Source organism: Paenibacillus sp. FSL H8-0457 (assembly GCF_038051935.1).
In the GTDB taxonomy this organism is placed as follows: Bacteria; Bacillota; Bacilli; order Paenibacillales; family Paenibacillaceae; genus Paenibacillus_AQ; species Paenibacillus_AQ lautus_A.
The window spans coordinates 6,435,952-6,459,061 of record NZ_CP150293.1 but is presented as its reverse complement, the minus strand read 5'-3'; the positions used below and the strand labels follow the sequence as shown (position 1 = coordinate 6,459,061).

General features: G+C 49.2%; 21 protein-coding genes, 1 pseudogene and 1 other annotated feature. All 22 genes and pseudogenes read left to right on the top strand.

Annotated features, from left to right (window positions below; genetic code table 11):
* Positions 1-23 precede the first annotated feature (23 nt).
* The 22 genes and pseudogenes from cysS to MHI43_RS29170 all read left to right on the top strand — a co-directional run bounded on the left by cysS (position 24) and on the right by MHI43_RS29170 (position 22,945).
* Complete coding sequence (cysS, locus tag MHI43_RS29275; protein WP_036662757.1) at positions 24-1,430, top strand: cysteine--tRNA ligase; 1,407 nt, start codon at positions 24-26, stop codon at positions 1,428-1,430.
* Complete coding sequence (locus MHI43_RS29270; protein ID WP_009591968.1) at positions 1,427-1,870, top strand: Mini-ribonuclease 3; 444 nt, start codon at positions 1,427-1,429, stop codon at positions 1,868-1,870. The genes cysS and MHI43_RS29270 overlap by 4 nt, the downstream gene beginning before the upstream one ends.
* A 92-nt stretch (positions 1,871-1,962) precedes the next feature.
* The gene (rlmB, locus tag MHI43_RS29265) at positions 1,963-2,715 is read left to right on the top strand and encodes a 23S rRNA (guanosine(2251)-2'-O)-methyltransferase RlmB (RefSeq protein ID WP_036662775.1); all 753 of its coding nucleotides are present in this window, start codon (positions 1,963-1,965) and stop codon (positions 2,713-2,715) included.
* 5 nt (positions 2,716-2,720) lie between these two features.
* Complete coding sequence (locus tag MHI43_RS29260) at positions 2,721-3,239, top strand: NYN domain-containing protein (protein ID WP_036662755.1); 519 nt, start codon at positions 2,721-2,723, stop codon at positions 3,237-3,239.
* A 205-nt stretch (positions 3,240-3,444) separates the two neighbouring features.
* Positions 3,445-4,089, top strand: a complete 645-nt coding sequence (sigH, locus tag MHI43_RS29255) for an RNA polymerase sporulation sigma factor SigH (RefSeq protein WP_006212942.1) — start codon at positions 3,445-3,447, stop codon at positions 4,087-4,089.
* A 561-nt stretch (positions 4,090-4,650) separates the two neighbouring features.
* Positions 4,651-4,800: a 50S ribosomal protein L33 gene (rpmG, locus tag MHI43_RS29250; protein ID WP_006212941.1), complete on the top strand. Its 150-nt coding sequence runs from the start codon at positions 4,651-4,653 to the stop codon at positions 4,798-4,800.
* 24 nt (positions 4,801-4,824) lie between these two features.
* The gene (gene secE, locus MHI43_RS29245) at positions 4,825-5,016 is read left to right on the top strand and encodes a preprotein translocase subunit SecE (protein ID WP_006212940.1); all 192 of its coding nucleotides are present in this window, start codon (positions 4,825-4,827) and stop codon (positions 5,014-5,016) included.
* Positions 5,017-5,037: 21 nt separating this feature from the next.
* Entirely contained in the window at positions 5,038-5,571 is a 534-nt protein-coding gene (gene nusG, locus MHI43_RS29240; RefSeq protein WP_006212939.1) for a transcription termination/antitermination protein NusG, read from the top strand.
* A gap of 72 nt (positions 5,572-5,643) precedes the next feature.
* Positions 5,644-6,069 carry a 50S ribosomal protein L11 gene (rplK, locus tag MHI43_RS29235; protein ID WP_006212938.1) on the top strand — a complete coding sequence of 142 codons (426 nt, stop codon included), beginning with the start codon at positions 5,644-5,646 and terminating at the stop codon, positions 6,067-6,069.
* An 80-nt stretch (positions 6,070-6,149) separates the two neighbouring features.
* On the top strand, positions 6,150-6,842 hold the full coding sequence (gene rplA, locus MHI43_RS29230) for a 50S ribosomal protein L1 (protein ID WP_009591966.1): 693 nt from the start codon (positions 6,150-6,152) through the stop codon (positions 6,840-6,842).
* 69 nt (positions 6,843-6,911) lie between these two features.
* Positions 6,912-7,070: a sequence feature (ribosomal protein L10 leader region), on the top strand.
* Between the two features lie 58 nt (positions 7,071-7,128).
* On the top strand, positions 7,129-7,632 hold the full coding sequence (gene rplJ, locus MHI43_RS29225; protein WP_009591975.1) for a 50S ribosomal protein L10: 504 nt from the start codon (positions 7,129-7,131) through the stop codon (positions 7,630-7,632).
* A gap of 68 nt (positions 7,633-7,700) precedes the next feature.
* On the top strand, positions 7,701-8,063 hold the full coding sequence (gene rplL / locus MHI43_RS29220) for a 50S ribosomal protein L7/L12 (protein WP_009591984.1): 363 nt from the start codon (positions 7,701-7,703) through the stop codon (positions 8,061-8,063).
* A gap of 184 nt (positions 8,064-8,247) precedes the next feature.
* Positions 8,248-8,853, top strand: coding sequence for a class I SAM-dependent methyltransferase (locus MHI43_RS29215; RefSeq protein ID WP_036662750.1), 606 nt, complete (start codon positions 8,248-8,250; stop codon positions 8,851-8,853).
* Positions 8,854-9,201: 348 nt separating this feature from the next.
* Complete coding sequence (rpoB, locus tag MHI43_RS29210; protein ID WP_036662748.1) at positions 9,202-12,747, top strand: DNA-directed RNA polymerase subunit beta; 3,546 nt, start codon at positions 9,202-9,204, stop codon at positions 12,745-12,747.
* Positions 12,748-12,840: 93 nt separating this feature from the next.
* Complete coding sequence (rpoC, locus tag MHI43_RS29205) at positions 12,841-16,455, top strand: DNA-directed RNA polymerase subunit beta' (RefSeq protein ID WP_015737627.1); 3,615 nt, start codon at positions 12,841-12,843, stop codon at positions 16,453-16,455.
* Positions 16,456-16,626: 171 nt separating this feature from the next.
* Positions 16,627-16,878: a ribosomal L7Ae/L30e/S12e/Gadd45 family protein gene (locus MHI43_RS29200; protein WP_015737626.1), complete on the top strand. Its 252-nt coding sequence runs from the start codon at positions 16,627-16,629 to the stop codon at positions 16,876-16,878.
* 140 nt (positions 16,879-17,018) lie between these two features.
* Positions 17,019-17,438 (top strand): 30S ribosomal protein S12, encoded by a 420-nt coding sequence (gene rpsL, locus MHI43_RS29195; RefSeq protein WP_006212930.1) that lies wholly within the window; start codon positions 17,019-17,021, stop codon positions 17,436-17,438.
* A 53-nt stretch (positions 17,439-17,491) separates the two neighbouring features.
* Complete coding sequence (gene rpsG / locus MHI43_RS29190) at positions 17,492-17,962, top strand: 30S ribosomal protein S7 (protein ID WP_006212929.1); 471 nt, start codon at positions 17,492-17,494, stop codon at positions 17,960-17,962.
* A 48-nt stretch (positions 17,963-18,010) separates the two neighbouring features.
* A complete protein-coding gene (gene fusA / locus MHI43_RS29185; protein ID WP_015737625.1) occupies positions 18,011-20,092 on the top strand; it encodes an elongation factor G in 2,082 nt (693 codons plus the stop codon).
* Between the two features lie 97 nt (positions 20,093-20,189).
* Complete coding sequence (gene tuf / locus MHI43_RS29180) at positions 20,190-21,380, top strand: elongation factor Tu (protein ID WP_009591967.1); 1,191 nt, start codon at positions 20,190-20,192, stop codon at positions 21,378-21,380.
* 297 nt (positions 21,381-21,677) lie between these two features.
* Positions 21,678-22,129, top strand: a pseudogene (locus MHI43_RS29175) (protoglobin domain-containing protein); the annotation flags it as partial.
* A gap of 183 nt (positions 22,130-22,312) precedes the next feature.
* Positions 22,313-22,945: a methyl-accepting chemotaxis protein gene (locus MHI43_RS29170; protein ID WP_327196875.1), complete on the top strand. Its 633-nt coding sequence runs from the start codon at positions 22,313-22,315 to the stop codon at positions 22,943-22,945.
* Positions 22,946-23,110: the final 165 nt, after the last annotated feature.

The following is a 23,110-nucleotide window of genomic DNA, read 5'->3' as shown; positions in this document are numbered from 1 at the left end:
CGAAAGGATTGAGATGATACAATATGGCACTGCAAATCTATAACACGCTAACCCGCATGAAAGAAACGTTTGTTGCCCAGGAACCCGGAAAGGTAAAGATCTACGTATGCGGTCCTACCGTGTACGACTATATCCATATCGGCAATGCCCGCCCGATGATTTTTTTCGACGTGGTTCGAGCGTACTTCGAGAATCAGGGCAACGACGTGAATTACGTGGTGAACTTCACGGATGTGGATGACAAAATGATTCGGAAAGCGGAGCAAACCGGGACGACCGTTCCGGAGGTTGCGGAGAAGTTCATCAACGCCTATTACGAGGATTTGGACGGTCTCGGCATACCCAGAGCGACATTGAATCCGCGGGTAACGGACAATATGGAGAGCATCATCGAATTCATCCAGGAGCTCATTGATCGCGACTTTGCTTATGAGAACGGCGGAGACGTATTCTACCGGACCCGCAAGTTCGACGACTACGGTAAGCTGTCCCAGCAGAACCTCGATGAGCTGCAGTTCGGGATCCGGATCGAAGTGGATAAGCGGAAGGAAAATCCGGAGGACTTCGTGCTGTGGAAAGCCGCGAAGCCGGGAGAGATCTACTGGAGCAGTCCATGGGGCGACGGCCGCCCGGGCTGGCATATCGAGTGCTCCGCCATGGCTCGCCGCTATCTCGGGGATACCTTGGATATCCACGGCGGCGGCCAGGATCTGCAGTTCCCGCACCATGAATGCGAAGTGGCGCAGTCCGAGGCATTGACGGGCAAACCGCTCGCGAACTATTGGATGCATAATGGATATATCCGCATCAACAACGAGAAAATGTCGAAATCGCTGGGCAACGGCGTATTGGTTAAGGAACTTCGCGAACAATATACGAAAGAAGCCGTGCGCTATTTCATGTTGTCCACCCACTACCGCAACCCGCTGAATTACAGCGACGAGGTGATGGAACAGGCACAGAACAGCGTGGAACGCCTCGCGAATGCGGCGGCAAACGTCGAACATCGATTGGGCACGGCGATCGGCTCCAAGGACGATCAAGTCAGCCAGGACGTAGCCGACAGAATATCGGCCGTGCTTGTCGAATTTCACGAGAAAATGCAGGACGATTTCAACACGCCGGACGCCATCACCGCGATGTTCCAATGGGCCAGCGAGGCGAATCAGCTGCTGAAGGAAGCATCGATTCCTGCCGCGGATCTGCATGAAGTGCTGGGTGCTTTCAACGAAATGAACGGCGTGCTCCGCATCGTGAACACAGGTACGGATGAATTGCTGGATGAGGAAATCGAAGCGCTGATTGCCGAACGTGTCGAAGCCCGCAAGAATAAAAACTGGGCCCGAGCGGACGAAATCCGCGACAAGCTGGCGGACGAAGGCATCGTGCTGGAGGATACGGCGCAGGGCATGCGCTGGCGGCGTAAATGAGCGGGGATAAGCATCAGGATCCTGCAGTAGGCTGGTTTGATTTTCCGCCGTCGAAGCCGGCCCGTTTAATCCCGCCCATCGTGCTCGCTTATATCGGGGATGCCATTTATGAGGTGGCGGTGAGGCAGTTTCTGATATCACGGGCCAATCTCCGTCCCCATCACTTGCACCGTTCGGCCACGAGTTTCGTGTCGGCGAAGGCGCAGAGCCGGATATTGGCTTTTCTGGATCCGGAGCTGACGGAGGAAGAGCGCGATGTGGTGCGTCAGGGGCGCAATGCCAAATCAGGCAGCATACCGAAAAATGCCGACGTGCTGGAATATCGGCATGCAACGGCATTCGAGACGCTGGTTGGGTATTTATATTATGCGGGAGAGCAGGACCGTCTCCGTGAACTCATCGGAAAGAGCATCGAGTTTATCGAGGGGTCCGTTAAATAAACCATGTGGCAATATAGGCATCAACATGAAACGATACAGCCGGTTTTTCCCAAGCGAGGGGGACGCCGGCTGATATGCAGGAGGAGACCTACATGATGCAAGAAGAGGAAGTAGTAGCCGGTAAGCATTCCGTCACGGAAGCGCTCAAATCCGGACGCACGATCAATAAAATATGGATTGCCGAAAACGCGCAAAAGCATCTGACCCTGCCGATCATCGCGGAAGCGAAGAAGCTGGGCATCGTCATTCAGCATGTGGACAAACGGAAGCTGGATCAGATGGTTCCGGGAGTCCAGCATCAAGGCGTGGTTGCCCAGGCGGCACCCTACGCTTATGTGGAAGTGGACGATTTGCTGAAGGCCGCGGAGGAAAAAGGCGAGCCGCCTTTCCTGCTGCTTCTGGACGAGATCGAGGATCCGCACAATCTGGGATCGATTCTCCGAACTGCCGACTGCACGGGCGCTCACGGCGTCATATTGCCTAAGCGCAGATCCGCGCAGATAACGGCAACGGTATCCAAAACATCGGCCGGCGCGGTGGAGTATGTGCCTGTAGCCAGAGTGACCAATCTGGGCCAAACCATCGATCAACTGAAGGAAATGGGCGTGTGGGTTGTCGGAACCGTGGTCGATGCCGTTCAGGAATTGTATGATACCGAGGTTTTTGACGGGCCGGTCGCCATCGTTATCGGCAATGAGAATAAAGGGATGGGGCGTCTGATCCGCGAGAAATGCGATGTGCTTGTGAAACTGCCGATGGCCGGAAAAATCAATTCGCTTAACGCCTCGGTTGCCGCAGGCGTCGTCATGTACGAAGTGCTTCGCCGTCGCCGCCTGCAAGGTTAGCGATGATGGCCGATTGGCGGGATGTGCTGCTGGTCGACGGTTATAACATGATCGGCGGCTGGCCGCATCTTGCGAAGCTTGCCAACAGCAGCATGCACGAAGCGCGGGACTTGCTGCTTGAGAAATTAGCGGATTACCAAGCGTATTCAGGCCTCAGAGTCGTGGTGATTTTTGACGCGTACCGGGTCCCAGGCTTGGGGAAATCCTACACGCAAGGCAAGGTGCAGGTGTTTTTTACGAAAGAGAAGGAAACCGCCGATGAGTGTATTGAGCGGCTTGTCGGCGAGTTTAGCCATCGACGGCGTAAAATTTATGTGGCAACCAGCGATTTAATCGAGCAGCACGTCATTTTTGCTAGAGGAGCACTCCGGCTGTCCGCCCGGGAATTGCTGAGCGAGGTCGAGCAGAGCGAGCGCGAAGTGAAGCAGAAGATTACGAAAGAGCATACCAAGAGCAGAAATACGCTTGACGGGAAGCTGCCGCCGGATGTGAGACAGGCGTTCGAGCGCTGGCGAAGGGAGTAACACAGTTTTACACCATGAGGGACGAAAGGTCGGCTCATTTGGAAAATGAAACAATATATGAATCTACGAAATAGTTTACATTAAATGTTATTATCGGTCTATTTTAGGTAGAACGTGGTTGACGGTCTAGTAGACATCATATATACTTGTCATATATTTCAAGCGAGTGACGGGCTACCGTGCGTTCCGGGCCGGAGGGATTCTATTGAGTGTGGACCTCAAGGAAGTCATGTTGTCAGGGTATGATGTGATAAGCGATGAAGACATTGTCGAGGCGGTCCGCGAGGGTGACAGCGGGGCGCTGGAGTATTTGATCAATAAGTACCGGAATTTTGTACGTGCTAAAGCCCGTTCCTATTTTCTGATTGGCGCCGACCGGGAGGATATCGTCCAGGAAGGCATGATCGGGCTGTACAAGGCAATTCGTGATTTTAAAGGGGATAAGCTGTCCTCGTTCAAGGCCTTTGCCGAGCTCTGCATTACCAGGCAGATCATTACGGCGATCAAAACCGCTACGAGACAGAAGCATATTCCGCTCAATTCGTATGTCTCTTTGGACAAGCCGATTTATGACGAGGACTCGGACCGTACGCTGCTGGATGTCATTTGTGGTACAGCGGTAAGCGATCCGGAGGAACTGATCATCAATCAAGAGGAGTTTGTCGGCCTGGAAGACAAGATGTCAGAGATCTTAAGCGATCTGGAACGGAAAGTCTTGATGCTTTATTTGGACGGTCGTTCCTATCAAGAAATCGCGGTAGATTTGAGGCGTCACGTGAAATCGATTGACAATGCCCTCCAGCGGGTAAAGCGAAAGCTTGAGCGTTATCTGGAGGTCAGGGATAATTAAAGCAAATGTCGGACAAGAAGCAGAAGGCTCAATCAGAGCCTTTTTTTAATTGCAACATCGTATTTCGGGATGGCCGGTGAAGGATTTTTGCATGCTTTACCGCCATGATCTTTTGTCGGCAGACGTGATAGGACGCAATTCAGAGATGTCCATTTTCGCATAATGTGTAATATTTGGTGTTTCATCTGTTGGAAGATTGAACATACTGGATATAGGCTAAATGCTATGCAAGATGGACAAAGACTGTGAAACGCCACAGTTTTTTACAGCGGAAGGTGTACAATAAGCCGGGGACTTATTCCCTGGTTTAGCTGGCAATGGCATTTATTGCAGCCCGCAATCAGAGAGAAAAAGGCTTGAAATGGCGCTACCCTTGTGATAAAGTGTTTTAGGTAGGCCTAAATTCGCGTGTTTTATGAATGGATCGTTGTTACAGCTTTTGGAACAACGGTTTTATTCATCTCGCAGAAATAACCGGGTTTCGATGAGAACAAGGTTGTTTCTACTAGGATCAATATCGATTCTTCTGACAAAGAAGGACGTCTTCGGGAGGTGCACATCATGCGGGTAATTATCACTTTGGCTTGTACAAGCTGCAAACAAAGAAACTACACAACCACCAAAAACAAGCGAAATCACCCCGACCGCATGGAGATGAAGAAATTTTGCAAGTTCTGTAACGAGCAAACTCCTCATCGCGAAACCAGATAGTTTTCTTTTGGAGGTGTAGTCGGCGTGAAACGTGGTTTCAAGTCTCTGTTTTCCTTTTTCTCTGAAAGCTGGGCGGAACTTAAAAAAGTTCGCTGGCCCAATCGTAAAGAACTGACGAACTATACTCTCATTGTTCTAGGCACCATTGTGTTTGTCACGATTTATTTTTGGGTTGTAGACATCGGTATTTCCGCTGTGATCGAAGCGATAATTTAGAAGGGTCCCAGGTGGCTTGATATGGAAAAAAGATGGTACGTAGTTCATACCTATTCTGGGTATGAGAATAAAGTCAAAGCCAATTTGGAAAAACGTGTCGAGTCCATGGGCATGGAGGACAAAATATTCCGCGTTCTTGTTCCGATGGAAGAAGAAATCGTAAACAAAGACGGCAAGAAAAAAACCGTCATGCGTAAAGTTTACCCGGGATATGTCTTGGTCGAAATGATTCAGACCGATGATTCTTGGTATGTTGTCCGCAATACGCCAGGAGTGACCGGTTTTGTTGGTTCGACAGGGTCCGGTTCTAAACCGACGCCTTTGCTTCCGGAAGAAGTGGAACAGATTCTGAAGCATATGGGCATGGAAGAGCCGAAACCGAAGATCGAATTCGACATCAAGGAATCCGTTCGTATCAAGGTTGGTCCTTTTGCGAATTTTGTGGGCTCCGTGGAAGAGATTTTGGCTGAAAAGAGCAAGTTGAAAGTTCACGTCAACATGTTTGGACGGGAAACCCCGCTGGAGTTGGATTATACTCAAGTGGAGAAGATCTGATTCTTCAGGTTTCTTGTGGGAGGGCGTAAATACGCGTCCGTCTACCACTATTGATGCAAGGAGGTGTCAACCATGGCTAAAAAAGTTATCAAAATTGTGAAACTGCAAATTCCTGCAGGTAAAGCGAATCCGGCTCCTCCAGTAGGTCCTGCATTGGGTCAAGCGGGTGTCAACATCATGGCATTCTGTAAAGAATTCAACGCACGTACTGCTGATCAAGCTGGTCTGATCATTCCGGTTGAAATTTCGGTGTTTGAAGATCGTTCCTTTACGTTCATCACGAAAACTCCACCGGCTGCTGTTCTGCTTCGTGTGGCTGCTAAGATCGAAAAAGGATCCGGCGAGCCTAACAAGAAGAAAGTGGCTACCGTTAAGCGTGACGCTGTTCGTCAAATCGCTGAGCAAAAAATGCCTGACCTGAACGCTGCATCTGTTGAAGCTGCAATGAAGATGGTAGAAGGTACTGCCCGTAGTATGGGTATCACAATCGAAGACTAATCGTCTTTCGGTTGAAACCGGACGAGGTCCGGATTATGTGGGAGGAATTTCCGCTAACACCACAAAGGAGGAAAACAAACATGGCTAAACACGGTAAGAAATACGTTGAAGCTGCCAAGCTGATTGACAGCGAAGCAACTTATGAGCCTTTGGAAGCTGTAGAGCTTGTGAAGAAGGCTGCAACTGCCAAATTCGACGAAACTGTTGAAGCGGCTGTACGTTTGGGCGTAGACCCACGTAAACAAGACCAGGCTGTTCGTGGTGTTGTTGTCTTGCCTCACGGCACAGGTAAAACACAACGCGTTCTGGTATTTGCAAAAGGTGAAAAAGCGAAAGAGGCTGAAGCGGCTGGCGCTGATTTTGTTGGCGATCAAGACATGATCAACAAAATTCAACAAGGCTGGTTCGAGTTTGATGTCTGCGTAGCTACACCTGATATGATGAGTGAAGTCGGTAAACTTGGCCGTCTGCTCGGTGGTAAAGGCCTGATGCCTAACCCTAAAGCTGGTACGGTTACATTCGATGTTGCAAAGGCTGTTCAAGAAATCAAAGCCGGTAAAATCGAGTACCGTCTGGACAAAGCAGGTCAAATTCACGCGCCAATCGGTAAAGTGTCTTTCGATGCAGCTCAATTGAATGAGAACCTCAAAGCTCTCATCGATGCATTGAATCGTGCGAAACCAGCTGCTGCTAAAGGTGTTTACCTGAAAGGTATCGCTGTTTCCTCGACGATGGGACCAAGCGCTCGCGTGAACACAACCGTTTACAGATAATATTACCATTGACTTTGGTCAATGAAGTTTGATATTATGTAACAGTTGTGAGTCTTCGAGACTGACCCTTAAAGTTGAATATGCTTACCGTAGACAGTAGGTGCCCTAAGCAGGCTTAATTTCCTACCGAGGTGTTATGATAGAACGTCAACAATTTGTCCGGTTACACCGGCCAAATGATGATTCATCAGGCCTTCGTGATTCTACGGAGGCTTTTTTAGTGCCCGTAGGAAGAGCGGAGAGCTTGGTGCTCTTACGCTACTAATACAACCAGGAGGTGTAATCATTGGCAAACGCAAAAGTGATTCAAGCGAAACAAGAAGCGGTTGATGTCGTTGCTGCTAAGCTGCGCGAGAGCGTATCTACAGTAGTTGCTGACTATCGCGGACTGAACGTTGCGCAAGTAACTGAACTTCGTAAGCAGCTTCGCGAAGCTGGCGTCGAGTTCCAAGTACTGAAAAACACGCTGCTTCGCCGCGCAACTGCGGCAGCAGAGCTGACTGATCTGGACGAAGTCCTGACTGGTCCTACAGCTGTTGCTTTTGGTACCAATGACGCTGTCGCTCCAGCAAAAATCCTCAACGATTTTGCTAAGAAAAACGACGCGTTGAAATTGAAAGGCGGCGTAGTAGAAGGCCGTGTAATCGGAGAGAGCGAAATCAAAGCTCTGGCAGAACTTCCGTCCCGCGAAGGTCTCCTCTCCATGCTCCTCAGCGTGCTTCAAGCTCCAGTGCGCAACTTCGCGCTTGCAGTTAAAGCCGTTGCTGAGAAGGAAGAACAAGGCGCATAAGCCTTGTCTTGCTGAAGCTGTGTAACAACAACTATCAAATCTTAATAATAAATGGAGGTTCAACTTAAATGAGCAAAGAGCAAATCTTGGAAGCAATTAAAGGTATGTCTGTTCTGGAACTGAACGATCTCGTAAAAGCAATCGAAGAAGAATTTGGTGTAACTGCTGCAGCTCCAGTAGCTGTTGTAGGTGGCGCTGGTGCAGCTGCTGAAGCAGAGCAATCCGAATTCGACGTAATCCTGACAAGCGCAGGCGCGTCCAAAATCAACGTAATCAAAGTGGTTCGCGAAATCACAGGTCTTGGCTTGAAAGAAGCAAAAGAACTGGTTGACAACGCTCCAAAACCATTGAAAGAAAAAGTAGCTAAAGAAGAAGCTGAAGCTGTTAAAGCTAAATTGGAAGAAGCAGGCGCATCCGTAGAAGTGAAGTAATTACTTCTCTAGATGAATGTCAGCAAGAAACAAACCCCTTGAATATTTGTTCAAGGGGTTTGTTATTGTGGCGGGGAGTTCGATAGGTACTGATTCTCCGCGGGAAAGGTTATACTGGGATAATGGAGCGCTTAAGGCCGGTATGCCTTAGGCGGGCAGAATTTGATTCAAGACGGAGGAAATGATGCCGAATCAACATTATTACTCAAACCAGCCGGAGATTGCTCATGATCGTAAGGAGCTAAAGACGGAACTTCGGGGGCAGTCATTTAGTTTGGTCAGCGACGCCGGCGTGTTCTCCAAGGGCGGCGTGGATTATGGCAGCAAGGTGTTAATAGACGCCATGGATTTCGGGCAGGATGCCCAAGTGCTGGATGTAGGGTGCGGGTACGGCCCGATCGGCCTAACGGCGGCAAGAATGGCCTCGCAAGGCCATGTGACGATGATCGACATCAATAGCCGGGCTGTCGAATTGGCCAAAGAGAATGCGAAGCGCAACGGTATAATCAACGTTACGATCTTAGAAAGCGACTTGTTTGAGGCGGTGAAGGATCAGCAATTTGATGTGGTTCTGACCAATCCGCCGATTCGTGCGGGAAAAGAAACGGTGCATGCCATATTCGAGGAATCGTGGAAACATCTGCGCGAGAATGGACAGTTGTGGGTTGTGATTCAGAAGAAGCAGGGTGCGCCTTCGGCAAAAGCGAAGCTGGAGAGTTTATTTGAACAGGTTGAGGAAGTAACGAAGGATAAAGGGTACCGAATATTCAAAGCGACGAAATCTTCTTAAAATAGTTCGACTAGGCTGTTGACTTGGGTATGCTGGTATGGTATTATTATAAAATGTCAGTATTAGGATGGTCTCTTTGTCTTTAGTTGGCTGAAATGTCAAGACTTATTATGCGGAAATACGCATAAAGTCGATCATATTGACGTATAATATGTACATTTTGGGCAAATCTACAGGATATGAGATGATTATCATAACCATGGATAAGCTGCTCTTTTTTCGAAAAGGTATTCGATAAGGGCTTTTCTCTATTTATGGGAGTGTCCTCTGTATGTTCCATTATAGTGTTACAAACAGAGGTTCGCAATGAAATTTTTAAAGTGAGTAGACATGAGGGGTGAGTTTAAGTTGGCAGGACATCTTGTTCAATATGGTCGACGCACTCGGCGAAGTTATGCTCGTATTAACGAGGTACTCGAAGTTCCGAACCTGATTGAAATCCAACAAAAATCTTATGAATGGTTTTTGGAGGAAGGACTCCGCGAAATGTTCCAGGACATCTCGCCGATTCAGGATTTCACAGGCAATTTGGTGCTAGAGTTCATTGACTACAGCCTTGGAGAACCGAAATACACCGTCGATGACGCGAAAGAACGCGACGTTACTTATGCGGCGCCGCTCCGCGTGAAAGTCCGGCTCATTAACAAGGAGACCGGCGAGGTCAAGGAGCAGGAAGTGTTCATGGGAGACTTCCCGTTAATGACGGAAACCGGAACATTCATTATCAATGGTGCCGAACGGGTTATTGTCAGCCAGTTGGTTCGCTCTCCCAGCGTCTATTTCAGCACGAAAGTGGATAAAAACGGTAAGACGACGTACACTGCAACAGTTATCCCTAACCGCGGCGCTTGGCTGGAACTGGAGATGGACGCGAAGGACATTATTTATGTCCGGATCGACCGCACCCGTAAAATCCCTGTAACGGTGCTTTTACGTGCACTTGGTTTTGGCACAGATGCCGAGATTTTGGATCTTCTGGGCAATGATGAATATATTCAAAATACGCTGGATAAAGACAACACGGACTCCACGGAAAAAGCGCTCATTGAAATCTATGAACGCCTTCGTCCGGGCGAGCCGCCAACACTGGAGAATGCGAAGAGCCTTCTCGTTGCCCGTTTCTTCGATCCGAAGCGTTATGATTTGGCTAACGTTGGTCGTTACAAGATCAACAAGAAGCTTCATATTAAGAACCGTCTCTTTAATCAACGTTTGGCAGAAAGTTTGATAGACATCGATACGGGTGAGATCGTGGCGGAAGCCGGTCAAACCGTAGATCGTCGTCTTTTGGACGAGATTATGCCTTACCTTGAGAAGAGCGTAGGCTTCAAGAATTATCATGTTGCCGGCGGCGTGATGGACAGCGAGGATATCCCGCTGCAAACGATCGACGTATTCTCTCCGATCGAGGACGGAAAAGTCGTGAAAGTCATCGCGAACGCAAACATCGATAAATCCGTGAAGCATATTACGCAGGCGGATATCATCTCCTCCATCAGCTACTTCATCAACCTGCTGCATGGAATCGGCAATACGGATGATATCGATCACCTGGGTAACCGTCGTCTGCGTTCCGTGGGCGAATTGCTCCAGAATCAGTTCCGTATCGGTTTGTCCCGGATGGAGCGCGTTGTTCGTGAGAGAATGTCGATCCAAGATGCGAACGTGATTACGCCGCAGGCGCTCATCAACATCCGTCCTGTTATCGCATCGATCAAAGAGTTCTTCGGCAGCTCCCAGTTGTCCCAGTTCATGGATCAGACTAACCCGCTAGCGGAACTGACGCACAAACGTCGTCTGTCTGCACTCGGACCGGGCGGTTTGACGCGTGAGCGCGCAGGCTTTGAAGTGCGGGACGTTCACCACAGTCACTATGGCCGTATGTGTCCGATCGAGACGCCGGAGGGACCGAACATCGGTCTGATCAACTCCTTGTCCACGTTTGCGCGCATCAACGAGTATGGCTTCATCGAAGCTCCGTACCGTTGGGTGGATCCGAAGACCGGTAAAGTCACGGACCAAATCGATTACCTGACTGCAGACGAAGAGGATAACTACATCGTTGCCCAGGCAAACGCCGAACTCAACGAAGACGGTACCTTCGCTGACGAAATGGTAATCGTCCGTTATAACAAGCAATCCGACAACATCCTTCCAATGCCGAGCGACCGTGTAGACTACATGGACGTATCGCCTAAGCAGGTCGTGTCGGTAGCGACGGCGCTCATTCCGTTCCTCGAGAACGATGACTCCAACCGCGCGCTGATGGGATCGAACATGCAGCGGCAGGCTGTTCCGCTTCTTATTCCTAAGGCTCCGCTCGTCGGAACCGGGATGGAGCATAAGTCTGCGAAAGACTCCGGTGTATGTATTGTATCCAAATACGACGGGATTATTGAACGTTCATCCGCCAACGAAATCTGGCTCCGCCGCGTGGAAAATATCGACGGACAAGAAGTCAAAGGCGATATTGTTAAATATAAATTACACAAATTTATGCGTTCGAACCAAGGAACATGCATCAATCAGCGTCCAATCGTCAAGCGCGGCGATGTGATCAAAAAAGGTGACATCCTGGCTGACGGACCATCCACCGAGATGGGCGAATTGGCACTGGGCCGCAACGTCGTTGTTGCGTTCATGACTTGGGAAGGCTACAACTACGAGGATGCGATTCTTCTCTCCGAGAAGCTGGTCAAAGAGGACGTGTACACTTCGATCCATATCGAGGAGTACGAATCCGAGGCACGTGACACGAAGCTTGGTCCGGAGGAAATCACGCGCGATATTCCTAACGTAGGGGAAGAAGCGCTCAAGAACCTTGACGAGCGCGGAATCATCCGCATCGGTGCCGAAATCAGCGCTGGCGACATTCTCGTTGGTAAGGTAACGCCTAAAGGCGTAACCGAGCTGACGGCAGAGGAGCGTCTCTTGCATGCGATCTTCGGTGAGAAGGCTCGCGAAGTGCGCGATACCTCGCTGCGCGTTCCTCACGGTAGTGACGGAATCATCGTGGACGTGAAGGTGTTTACGCGTGAGAACGGCGACGAGTTGCCGCCGGGCGTCAACCAATTGGTTCGCGTCTACATCGCACAGAAACGCAAAATCTCCGAAGGCGACAAAATGGCCGGACGTCACGGTAACAAAGGTGTCGTTGCCCGTATTCTGCCTGAAGAAGACATGCCGTTCCTGCCGGATGGCACGCCGGTTCAAGTTGTGTTGAACCCTCTGGGGGTTCCATCACGGATGAACATCGGTCAGGTGCTTGAGGTTCACTTGGGTATGGCTGCGCTCCAGCTCGGCATTCACGTGGCTTCACCGGTATTCGACGGTGCAAGCGAGTATGACGTGTTTGATACGATGGAAGAAGCAGGCATGCAGCGCAATGGTAAGACCGTGTTGTACGACGGACGGACGGGCGAACGTTTTGAACGTGAAGTTACCGTCGGCGTCATGCACATGATCAAGCTCGCGCACATGGTTGATGATAAAATTCACGCCCGTTCCACGGGACCATACTCCCTCGTTACGCAGCAGCCGCTGGGTGGTAAAGCCCAGTTCGGCGGACAGCGCTTCGGTGAGATGGAAGTATGGGCGCTTGAAGCTTACGGTGCTGCCTATACGCTGCAAGAAATTCTTACCGTCAAGTCCGATGACGTGGTCGGCCGGGTGAAAACCTACGAATCGATCGTCAAAGGCGAGAACGTTCCGGAACCGGGTGTTCCTGAATCGTTCAAGGTATTGATTAAAGAGCTTCAGTCTCTCGGTATGGACGTTAAAATCCTGAGCGAGAACGAAGAGGAAATCGAGATGAAAGAACTCGATGACGAAGACGATGCTCAAGGTGATAAACTGAGCCTTAACTTGGAAGGCGCTGAAGTCGGAGTGGAATAACGGTCAATCATTCACCCCCGTCGGCTGATTAGTCGGCGGTGGTGTTATGGTCGTACAGCACATAAATAGGACTAGGTTGAGGAGGGTTGCTCCTTGTTGGACGTTAACAATTTTGAGTACATGAAAATCGGTCTTGCTTCACCGGAAAAAATCCGTTCTTGGTCTCGCGGAGAGGTGAAGAAGCCGGAAACGATTAACTACCGTACATTGAAGCCGGAGAAAGAAGGCCTCTTCTGCGAGCGTATTTTCGGTCCTCAGAAGGACTGGGAATGTCATTGCGGTAAGTATAAGCGTGTCCGTTATAAAGGAGTAGTCTGCGATCGCTGTGGCGTTGAAGTTACGCGCGCCAAGGTCCGCCGCGAACGGATGGGCCATATTGAGCTCGCAGCTCCTGTATCGCACATTTGGTATTTCAAAGGCATTCCAAGCCGCATGGGTCTGGCTCTGGATATGTCCCCAAGATCTCTTGAGGAGATCATTTACTTCGCATCTTATGTTGTAACCGATCCAGGAGATACGCCGCTGGAGAAGAAGCAATTGCTGTCCGAGAAGGAATACCGCAGCTACCGTGAGAAGTACGGCTACGGCTTCCAAGCCGGCATGGGTGCTGAAGCGGTCAAGAAACTTCTACAAGACATTGATATTGAGAAAGAGCTTGAATTCCTTAAGGAAGAACTGCGCACTGCACAAGGTCAGCGCCGCAACCGGGCGATCAAACGCCTGGAAGTGATTGAGGCGTTCCGCAACTCCGGCAACAATCCGGAATGGATGATCATGGATGTGCTGCCGGTCATTCCGCCGGAGCTTCGTCCGATGGTTCAACTTGATGGCGGACGCTTTGCGACTTCCGACTTGAACGATCTGTACCGCCGTGTTATTAACCGGAACAACCGTCTGAAAAGACTGCTGGATCTCGGCGCGCCGGATATCATTGTTCAAAACGAGAAGCGAATGCTGCAGGAAGCTGTCGATGCACTGATCGACAACGGCCGCCGCGGCCGTCCGGTAACAGGTCCGGGTAACCGTCCGCTTAAATCCCTCAGCCACATGCTGAAGGGTAAACAAGGGCGTTTCCGTCAGAACTTGCTCGGTAAACGGGTTGACTATTCTGGTCGTTCCGTTATCGTCGTAGGTCCTTACCTGAAAATGTACCAATGCGGTCTGCCTAAGAAAATGGCGCTCGAGCTCTTCAAGCCGTTCGTGATGAAAGAACTGGTCAACAAAGGCCTGGCACATAATATCAAGAGTGCGAAACGCAAAGTAGAACGTGTAAGTCCAGAAGTATGGGATGTGCTCGAGGAAGTCATTAAAGAGCATCCGGTTCTTCTGAACCGTGCACCGACGCTTCACAGACTCGGTATTCAAGCATTTGAGCCGATTCTGGTTGAGGGCCATGCGATCCGTCTTCACCCGCTCGTATGTACGGCGTATAACGCTGACTTTGACGGTGACCAAATGGCGGTTCACGTTCCTTTGTCCGCTGAGGCTCAAGCTGAAGCGCGTCTGTTGATGCTGGCATCGGGCAACATTTTGAACCCGAAAGACGGTAAACCGGTTGTTACGCCGTCTCAGGATATGGTACTGGGTTCCTTCTATCTGACAATGGATAACAAGGAAGAGAAAGGTACCGGCATGATTCTGGGCAGCGTGAACGAAGCGGTTTCCGCTTATCAGCGTGAAGCAGCCGGTCTGCATGCACGCGTAGCGATTCCGGTTAAAGCCCTTGGCAAAACCAGCTTCACCGACAAACAGCAGGATGCGATTTTGATTACGACGATCGGCCGGATTATCTTTAACGAGATTTTCCCTGCCAGCTTCCCGTACATCAATGAAGCGACTCGTACGAACCTGCTGCAAGGCACGCCTGAGAAGTATTTCGTATACGAGAAGGGTGCAGATATCCAAAAAGTGATCCAGGAACTGCCGGTCAGCGGAGCCGTTGGCAAGGAATACCTGGGTTCCATCATTGCGCGCTGTTTCGAAACGTACCATACAACGGAAACCTCTGTGATTTTGGATAAAATCAAGCAGATCGGTTTCACATACTCTACCCGTGCAGGCGTAACCGTTGCGGTATCCGACGTTATCGTACCTGACGAGAAGAATGAAATCCTGAAAGAGTCAGACGAGAAGGTTAAAGTGGTAACGAACCAATATCGCCGCGGCTTGATCACGAACGAAGAACGTTATGACCGCGTTATCGACATCTGGTCCAAGACCAAAGACGATATTACGGATGTACTCATGAAGTCGATGGATCGCTTTAACTCCATCATGCTCATGGTGGATTCCAAGGCGCGGGGTAACAAATCGCAGATCACCCAGCTCGGTGGCATGCGGGGTCTGATGGCGAACCCGTCGGGCCGTATCATCGAACTCCCGATCAAATCGAACTTCCGTGAAGGACTGACGGTACTCGAGTACTTCCTGTCCACGCACGGTGCGCGTAAAGGTCTTGCCGATACAGCGCTTCGTACCGCTGACTCCGGTTACTTGACTCGTCGACTTGTCGACGTGGCCCAGGATGTCATCGTTCGCGAAGACGAGTGCAGCACGGATAAAGGCTTTACCGTTAGCCGTATTCAGGACGGTAAAGAAGTTATCGAGGATCTCTACGACCGTATTGAGGGACGTTATGCATTTGAGACCGTTCGTCATCCGGAAACGAAAGAGATCATCGTTAATCGTAACGAATTGATTGATTCCGACAAAGCTGAGGAAATCGTGGCAGCTGGAGTTGAGAAGCTTCAAATTCGTTCCATCTTGAGCTGCCGTGCACGTTATGGCGTCTGCAAAAAATGTTACGGCCGTAACCTGGCTACTGGTAAGCATGTTGAGATTGGTGAAGCGGTTGGTATTATCGCAGCTCAATCCATCGGCGAACCGGGAACACAGCTCACGATGCGTACGTTCCACACAGGCGGTGTTGCCGGTGATGATATTACACAAGGTCTTCCGCGTATCCAGGAGCTCTTTGAAGCCCGTAATCCTAAAGGTCAAGCGACCATTAGTGAGATCGACGGCGTAGTTAAGGAGATCCGTGAAACGAAAGACCGTCGTGAAATCGAAATTCAAGGTGAAGCTGAAACCAAAGTTTACGCGGTTACCTATGGCTCCCGTCTGCGCGTAAGCGAAGGCAAGCATATTGAAGCCGGGGATGAACTGACCGATGGTTCCATTGATCCGAAGGAAATGCTTCGCATCAAAGGTATCCGTGGCGTGCAGAACTACATCCTTCAGGAAGTTCAACGCGTATACCGTAACCAAGGCGTAGAAATTAACGATAAACACGTTGAAGTTATGATCAGACAGATGCTGCGTAAATTCCGTATCGTTGATGCGGGAGATACGAACCTGCTGCCAGGCTCCTTCGTGGATATGCATGAATACGAGACAGCGAATAAAGACGCTATTCTTTCCGGGAAAGAACCAGCGGTTGCCAAACCGGTTCTCCTCGGTATTACGAAGGCATCTCTCGAAACCGATTCGTTCTTGTCAGCGGCCTCCTTCCAGGAGACAACTCGCGTGTTGACCGACGCTGCCATTAAAGGTAAAGTCGATCAGCTGCTTGGTCTGAAAGAGAATGTTATCATTGGTAAACTGATCCCTGCAGGTACCGGTATGAACCGTTATCGCAGCGTGAAGTTCGCGGGACAAAATGATGTGAATGACGAAAGTCAGGAACTCGAAACAGCTTCTATAGATTAAGAAACAGTCAGGTGATGAGGAGATTTCCGTGTCTTAAGATGCGGAAGCCCTCCTCGTCCCAAAGTTTCTTTTTTTCTGATTTAATAGCTTGACATCGATTAGGGCAGATGCTAATATAGCAAAGGTGCGTGAATAGTTTCTTTGTTCCCTGTTCTTTTGGAGGAATGACTTGTGTCTAATGATAAAGGATTACAGGATGCACACATCAAGATTGGCACCAAACAAACGATGAAGGCCGTTGAATCCGGTTTGGCTACAGAGGTTTATGTGGCTGAAGATTGCGACCAACGTTTGATTTCAAAAGTCGTATCCGAGTGTGATAAGAATGGCGTGCATATCAACTATGTACCCACGATGATAGAGCTTGGAGAAGCATGCGGTATTGAAGTTGGTGCAGCTATGGTAGCTGTCTTGAAATCATGATTTGAGAAATCGTTTTTGTTGGAGAAGACGTTACTTCTTTCGGCAAAAACTTTTCATTTGTTCTTTTATGAACCGCCTGGGTCTGTGGACTTAAACGGGGTTTGTAATTGAATGATAAATACGGGAAGGGGGTGGCTAGCATGCCAACAATTAACCAACTGGTTCGCAAGGGCCGTCAAGCTAAAGTTTACAAATCGAAATCTCCAGCTCTTCAAAAAGGTTTTAACGCTTTGAAACGTGAGGAGACCGACTTGAGCGCTCCGCAAAAACGCGGTGTATGCACTCGTGTAGGCACAATGACGCCGAAAAAACCGAACTCCGCACTTCGTAAATATGCTCGTGTTCGCTTGACGAACCGCATTGAGGTGACGGCTTACATTCCGGGTATCGGACATAACTTGCAAGAGCACAGTGTTGTATTGGTTCGCGGTGGACGGGTAAAAGACCTTCCGGGTGTACGTTACCATATCGTTCGCGGCGCACTTGATACCGCTGGTGTAAACAACCGGATGCAAGCTCGTTCCAAATACGGCACGAAGCGTCCTAAAGCAAAAAGCTAATTGATGCTCATGTTTTCTTAACATGACTCATGACTGAAGAAAGGGGGATATCCATGCCACGCAAAGGTCCAGTAACTAAAAGAGACGTGCTGCCAGATCCGGTGTATAACAGCAAACTGGTAACTCGTCTGATCAACCGCATCATGTTGGATGGTAAAAGAGGTGTTGCTCAAAGCATCCTTTACAATTCGTTCAACATCATCAAGGAACGTACTGGTAATGATCCGATGGAAGTGTTTGAAGCAGCTATCAAGAACATCATGCCAGTATTGGAAGTTAAAGCTCGTCGTGTCGGCGGTGCTAACTACCAGGTTCCGATCGAAGTTAAACCAGAGAGACGTACATCCCTTGGATTACGTTGGCTCGTAAACTACTCCCGCAACCGCGGTGAGAAGACGATGGAAGAGCGTTTGGCGGCTGAGATCATCGACGCTTCCAACAACACAGGCGCTTCCGTTAAGAAACGTGAAGACACGCACAAAATGGCTGAAGCGAACAAAGCGTTTGCTCACTACCGTTGGTAGGATTCAGCAACTAATTTATACTTCAAATTTTGAAGGGAGACTATTCGCATGGCGACAAGAGAGTTCTCCTTGAAAAATACACGTAATATCGGGATCATGGCGCATATTGACGCTGGTAAAACGACCACTACAGAGCGGATTTTGTTCTATACAGGCCGTACGCACAAAATCGGGGAAGTTCACGAGGGTGCAGCTACAATGGACTGGATGGAACAGGAGCAGGAGCGCGGTATCACGATTACGTCCGCTGCGACTACCGCTTCTTGGAAGGGTCATCGCGTTAATATTATCGACACCCCGGGGCACGTTGACTTCACAGTAGAAGTTGAACGTTCCCTTCGTGTATTGGATGGGGCAGTAGGTGTATTCAGTGCGAAAGAGGGCGTTGAACCTCAGTCGGAGACTGTTTGGAGACAAGCAGACCGTTACGGAGTTCCGCGGATCGCATACGTAAACAAAATGGATATTATCGGTGCCGACTACTTGAACGTAGTTAAAGATATGAGAGAGCGCCTGCAGGCGAATGCGGTAGCAATTCAGCTTCCGATCGGTGCAGAGAACGATTTCGTTGGCATCATCGATATTATCGAGGAAAAAGCTTATATGTATAAGGATGACCTCGGTCAAAATATCGAAGAAACCGAAATTCCAGCAGAATTCAAGGATCAAGTGGAAGAGCTTCGCAACGAGTTGGTTGAGAAGGTAGCAGAACTTGACGAAGACTTGACAATGAAATATCTTGAAGGTGAAGAAATCACCATCGCTGAGTTGAAAGCTGCTCTGCGTAAAGGTGTTGTCGAAGTTAAGATCTTCCCGGTTATCTGTGGATCTTCTTACCGTAACAAAGGCGTTCAGCTGATGCTTGATGCCGTAATCGATTATTTGCCGGCTCCAACTGACGTTCCAGACATCAAGGGTACCCTTGAAGACGGAACTGAAGCTATCCGTCATTCCTCCGATGAAGAGCCGTTCTCGGCTTTGGCATTCAAAATCGCTACGGACCCTTATGTTGGTAAGCTGACATTCTTCCGCGTATACTCCGGTGTACTGCAATCCGGCTCTTACGTACTGAATGCAACGAAAGGCAAGCGTGAGCGCATTGGTCGTATCCTTCAAATGCATGCGAACAGCCGTCAAGAAATTTCCGAAGTATTCGCCGGAGATATCGCAGCTGCCGTAGGTTTGAAAGATACGGGCACAGGTGATACACTATGTGATGAGAAAAACCCGGTTATCCTGGAGTCCATGAACTTCCCTGATCCGGTTATCGAAATCGCAGTAGAACCTAAGACAAAAGCTGACCAAGATAAAATGGGTGTGGCTCTCGGTAAGTTGACGGAAGAGGATCCAACTCTTCGTGCACATACTGATGAAGAAACAGGCCAAACGATCCTGGCAGGTATGGGTGAGCTTCACTTGGACATCATCATCGACCGTATGCGTCGTGAGTTCAAGGTAGAAACTAACGTGGGTAAACCACAAGTAGCTTACCGCGAAACATTCCGTGCACCAGCTCGCGTTGAAGGTAAATTCGTTCGTCAGTCCGGTGGTCGTGGACAATACGGTCACGTATGGGTTGAGTTCGAACCTCTGGAACCTGGTAGCGGTAACCAATTCGACAGCAAAGTTGTCGGTGGTTCGGTACCAAGAGAATACATTGGTCCAGCACAACAAGGTATTGAAGAGCAAATGAAGAACGGTGTACTCGCCGGCTTCCCGCTTGTTGACGTTAAAGCAACAATCGTCGACGGTTCTTACCATGATGTTGACTCCAATGAAATGGCGTTTAAAATCGCCGGTTCCATGGCTCTGAAAGCAGCTAAAGACAAGTGTAAGCCTGTCCTGCTCGAGCCAATCATGAAAGTTGAAGTTACCGTGCCTGAGGAATACATGGGCGACGTAATGGGTATGCTGAACTCCCGCCGTGGACGTATCGAAGGTATGGACTCCCGTGGCGGTACTCAAATTATCCGTGCGAAAGTGCCTCTTTCCGAAATGTTCGGTTACTCCACTACGCTTCGCTCCGGTACACAAGGACGCGGCGTGTTCTCCATGGAACTCTCCCACTACGAAGAAGTTCCTAAGAATATCTCCGATGAAATTGTGTCCAAGATCAAAGGCGGAGAATAATAACGTTTTACCTGCTGGATAGGAGGCGGGACCAAACATCCCGTTAACTCCGCTTCCGGCCCAACATATATAATCCCCTTAAGGAGGAATTGTTCAAATGGCAAAGGCTAAATACGAACGTACGAAACCCCATGTTAACATCGGTACTATCGGTCACGTTGACCATGGTAAAACAACTTTGACTGCTGCAATTACATCTGTATTGTCCAAAACTTACGGTGGCGCAGCAATGTCCTTCGATCAAATCGACAAAGCTCCAGAAGAGCGCGAACGCGGTATCACAATCTCTACTTCCCACGTAGAGTATGAAACTGATGCTCGTCACTATGCACACGTTGACTGCCCAGGTCACGCTGACTATGTTAAAAACATGATCACTGGTGCTGCTCAAATGGACGGAGCAATCCTGGTTGTATCCGCAGCTGACGGCCCAATGCCGCAAACTCGCGAGCACATCCTGTTGTCCCGTCAAGTAGGCGTTCCTTACATCGTTGTATTCTTGAACAAATGCGACATGGTTGAAGACGAAGAGCTCTTGGAATTGGTTGAAATGGAAGTTCGCGACCTTCTGAGCGAGTATGACTTCCCAGGCGACGACACTCCGATCACTCGTGGTTCCGCTCGTGAAGCTCTGCAAAACCCAGAAGGCGAATGGGCACAAAAAATCGTTGAAATGTTCAAAACAATCGACGAGTACATCCCATTGCCTGAGCGCGACACTGACAAGCCTTTCTTGATGCCTGTCGAGGACGTATTCTCCATCACTGGTCGTGGTACCGTTGCTACAGGTCGTGTAGAGCGTGGTACGATCAAAGTTGGTGACGAGATCGAAATCGTTGGTATCGCTGAAGAAACTAAGAAATCCGTTGTTACTGGCGTTGAAATGTTCCGTAAATTGCTGGATTCCGCACAAGCTGGTGACAACATCGGTGCATTGCTTCGTGGTGTTGAGCGTACTCAAATCGAGCGCGGTCAAGTACTTGCTAAGCCTGCTTCCGTTAAACCACACACTGAGTTCACAGCTCAAGTATACGTACTGAGCAAAGAAGAAGGCGGACGTCATAAGCCTTTCTTCACTGGCTACCGTCCACAGTTCTACTTCCGTACTACGGACGTAACTGGCGTGATCAACTTGCCAGAAGGTTCTGAAATGGTTATGCCTGGTGATAACATCACTGTAACGGTTAACCTGATCAGCCCAATCGCGATCGAAGAAGGAACTAAGTTCTCCATTCGTGAAGGCGGCCGTACCGTAGGTGCTGGTTCCGTTGCTTCCATCATTAAATAATTAAGGCTTCGAACAGCCTTGCATATAGCAACAGTGTATTGTAACGAGCAACAGTGTGATGTCCTGATAAAAGAGTCTGATCCCTTGGATCGGGCTCTTTTTCTATTTGTAGTGATACCCCACTGTGATCTTTGCGGCTAAACTAAAACCTTAAGTGTAGGATTTGTAGAAAATTAGTCAAGCTTACTGTACAGAATATGCCATATATTCAAGGATTCATTCTATTTATTTGGTTCCAGTATGATTACAATCTTTGATTGAAGTCAGTTAAGGAATTAGATTTATCTATTATATAGAATGGAGATCACTGACTGTATGAAATGTCCGTTTGCATGGATGAAGAGGAGTTTGGAAGATGAAGTTCAGCCTGCAGTAGAACTGCGCAATTCAGAAGATGCCCGTTATGTGTATCAAGAACCATTAGGCGAGCTGAATGATCAAATGCGGATGATTAGCCTTACCGAGGGTGATCTTCAGCTTTTGAGGCAGCTCCGTCCGCAAATGGAGGAGAGGCTTGAGGAGATAACAGAAGCATTTTATCAGTCTGTCGCGATCATCCTCTCGAAATATGGAATGGAGAAATCAATGAAGCTTATGTAGCAAAAAGGCTGCGCATTGCCGAGGTGCATAAGCGCGTGGGGCTTGAGCCTAAATGGTACTTGTCCGCTTTCCAGAACTTACAGAACGAATTCTTCAAGATGATCTATAGAGAGGTTGTAGGAGAAGAACAACAAATACGGCTAGTGTCGACGATTACCAAGTTGCTTAGCCTGGAGCAGCAGCTAGTGTTGGAAGCTTACGAGAGAGTAAACTTAAGTGAGAAGCAGTTCCAGTATGATAGGGTAAGAAAAGAGCTGAAACAGAACATTGCTGCTTTTGTTAGCGAATTATCCGGGCTGACGCTGGATATTAATGAGGCTGTAGAACGCCTGATGACTAGCAGTAGCGAGATGGCTGATACATTTGAACGCACTTCAACCACAACGCAGGGCTCGATATCGGATGCAAGGGCCGGTGAAGCAAAAATAGCAGAGTTGGAGGATCAAATGAATGCGATTGACCAAAGCGCGGCCGGGATGCATCATGCGGTGCAAGAACTTCAGGAATCCTCCAAGCAAATTTCCGTTATAGCGGTGAGTGTTCAGGAAATAGCCTCCCAGATCAAGCTGCTTTCCTTAAATGCCACCATAGAAGCAGCACGCGCCGGAGAGCATGGAAAGGGTTTTGCCGTTGTAGCCCAAGAGGTAAGCCGCCTGTCGGAGGACACGAGGACGACCGTGAACCGAATTGCAGATATCGTATCCAAGTCGAAATCCATCACGGCGGAAGTGGTAGAATCTATTAACCAGGTTCAAGGGCTAACGATGCAAGGGAAGAGACAGTCCGAGGAATCCAGCAAGCTGTTCTCCAGCATTCTGATGTCCGTACAGTCCAGTGCGGATCGAATGATGAGCGCGGAGAAAGAAATGAAGCTGCTCTCCATGACGATCGGAAGCATCCGGGAAGCCACGTCCGAAGCTGCGGTTTCTGCCGAAAATTTCAAGGAAAGCACGGAGCGAATGTAAATACTAATCAAATATGAAATAGTGCTTGCATTGCGCCTATCTTTTATATATAATAGTGAATGTTGTTCTGCGACGTTGCGATGATGTGAGAGGTTACCGACACACCCGGCCCCTTTGCCATGAGGTGGGTGGTTGGAAAATTTTCACGGAGTATGTCCGATACCA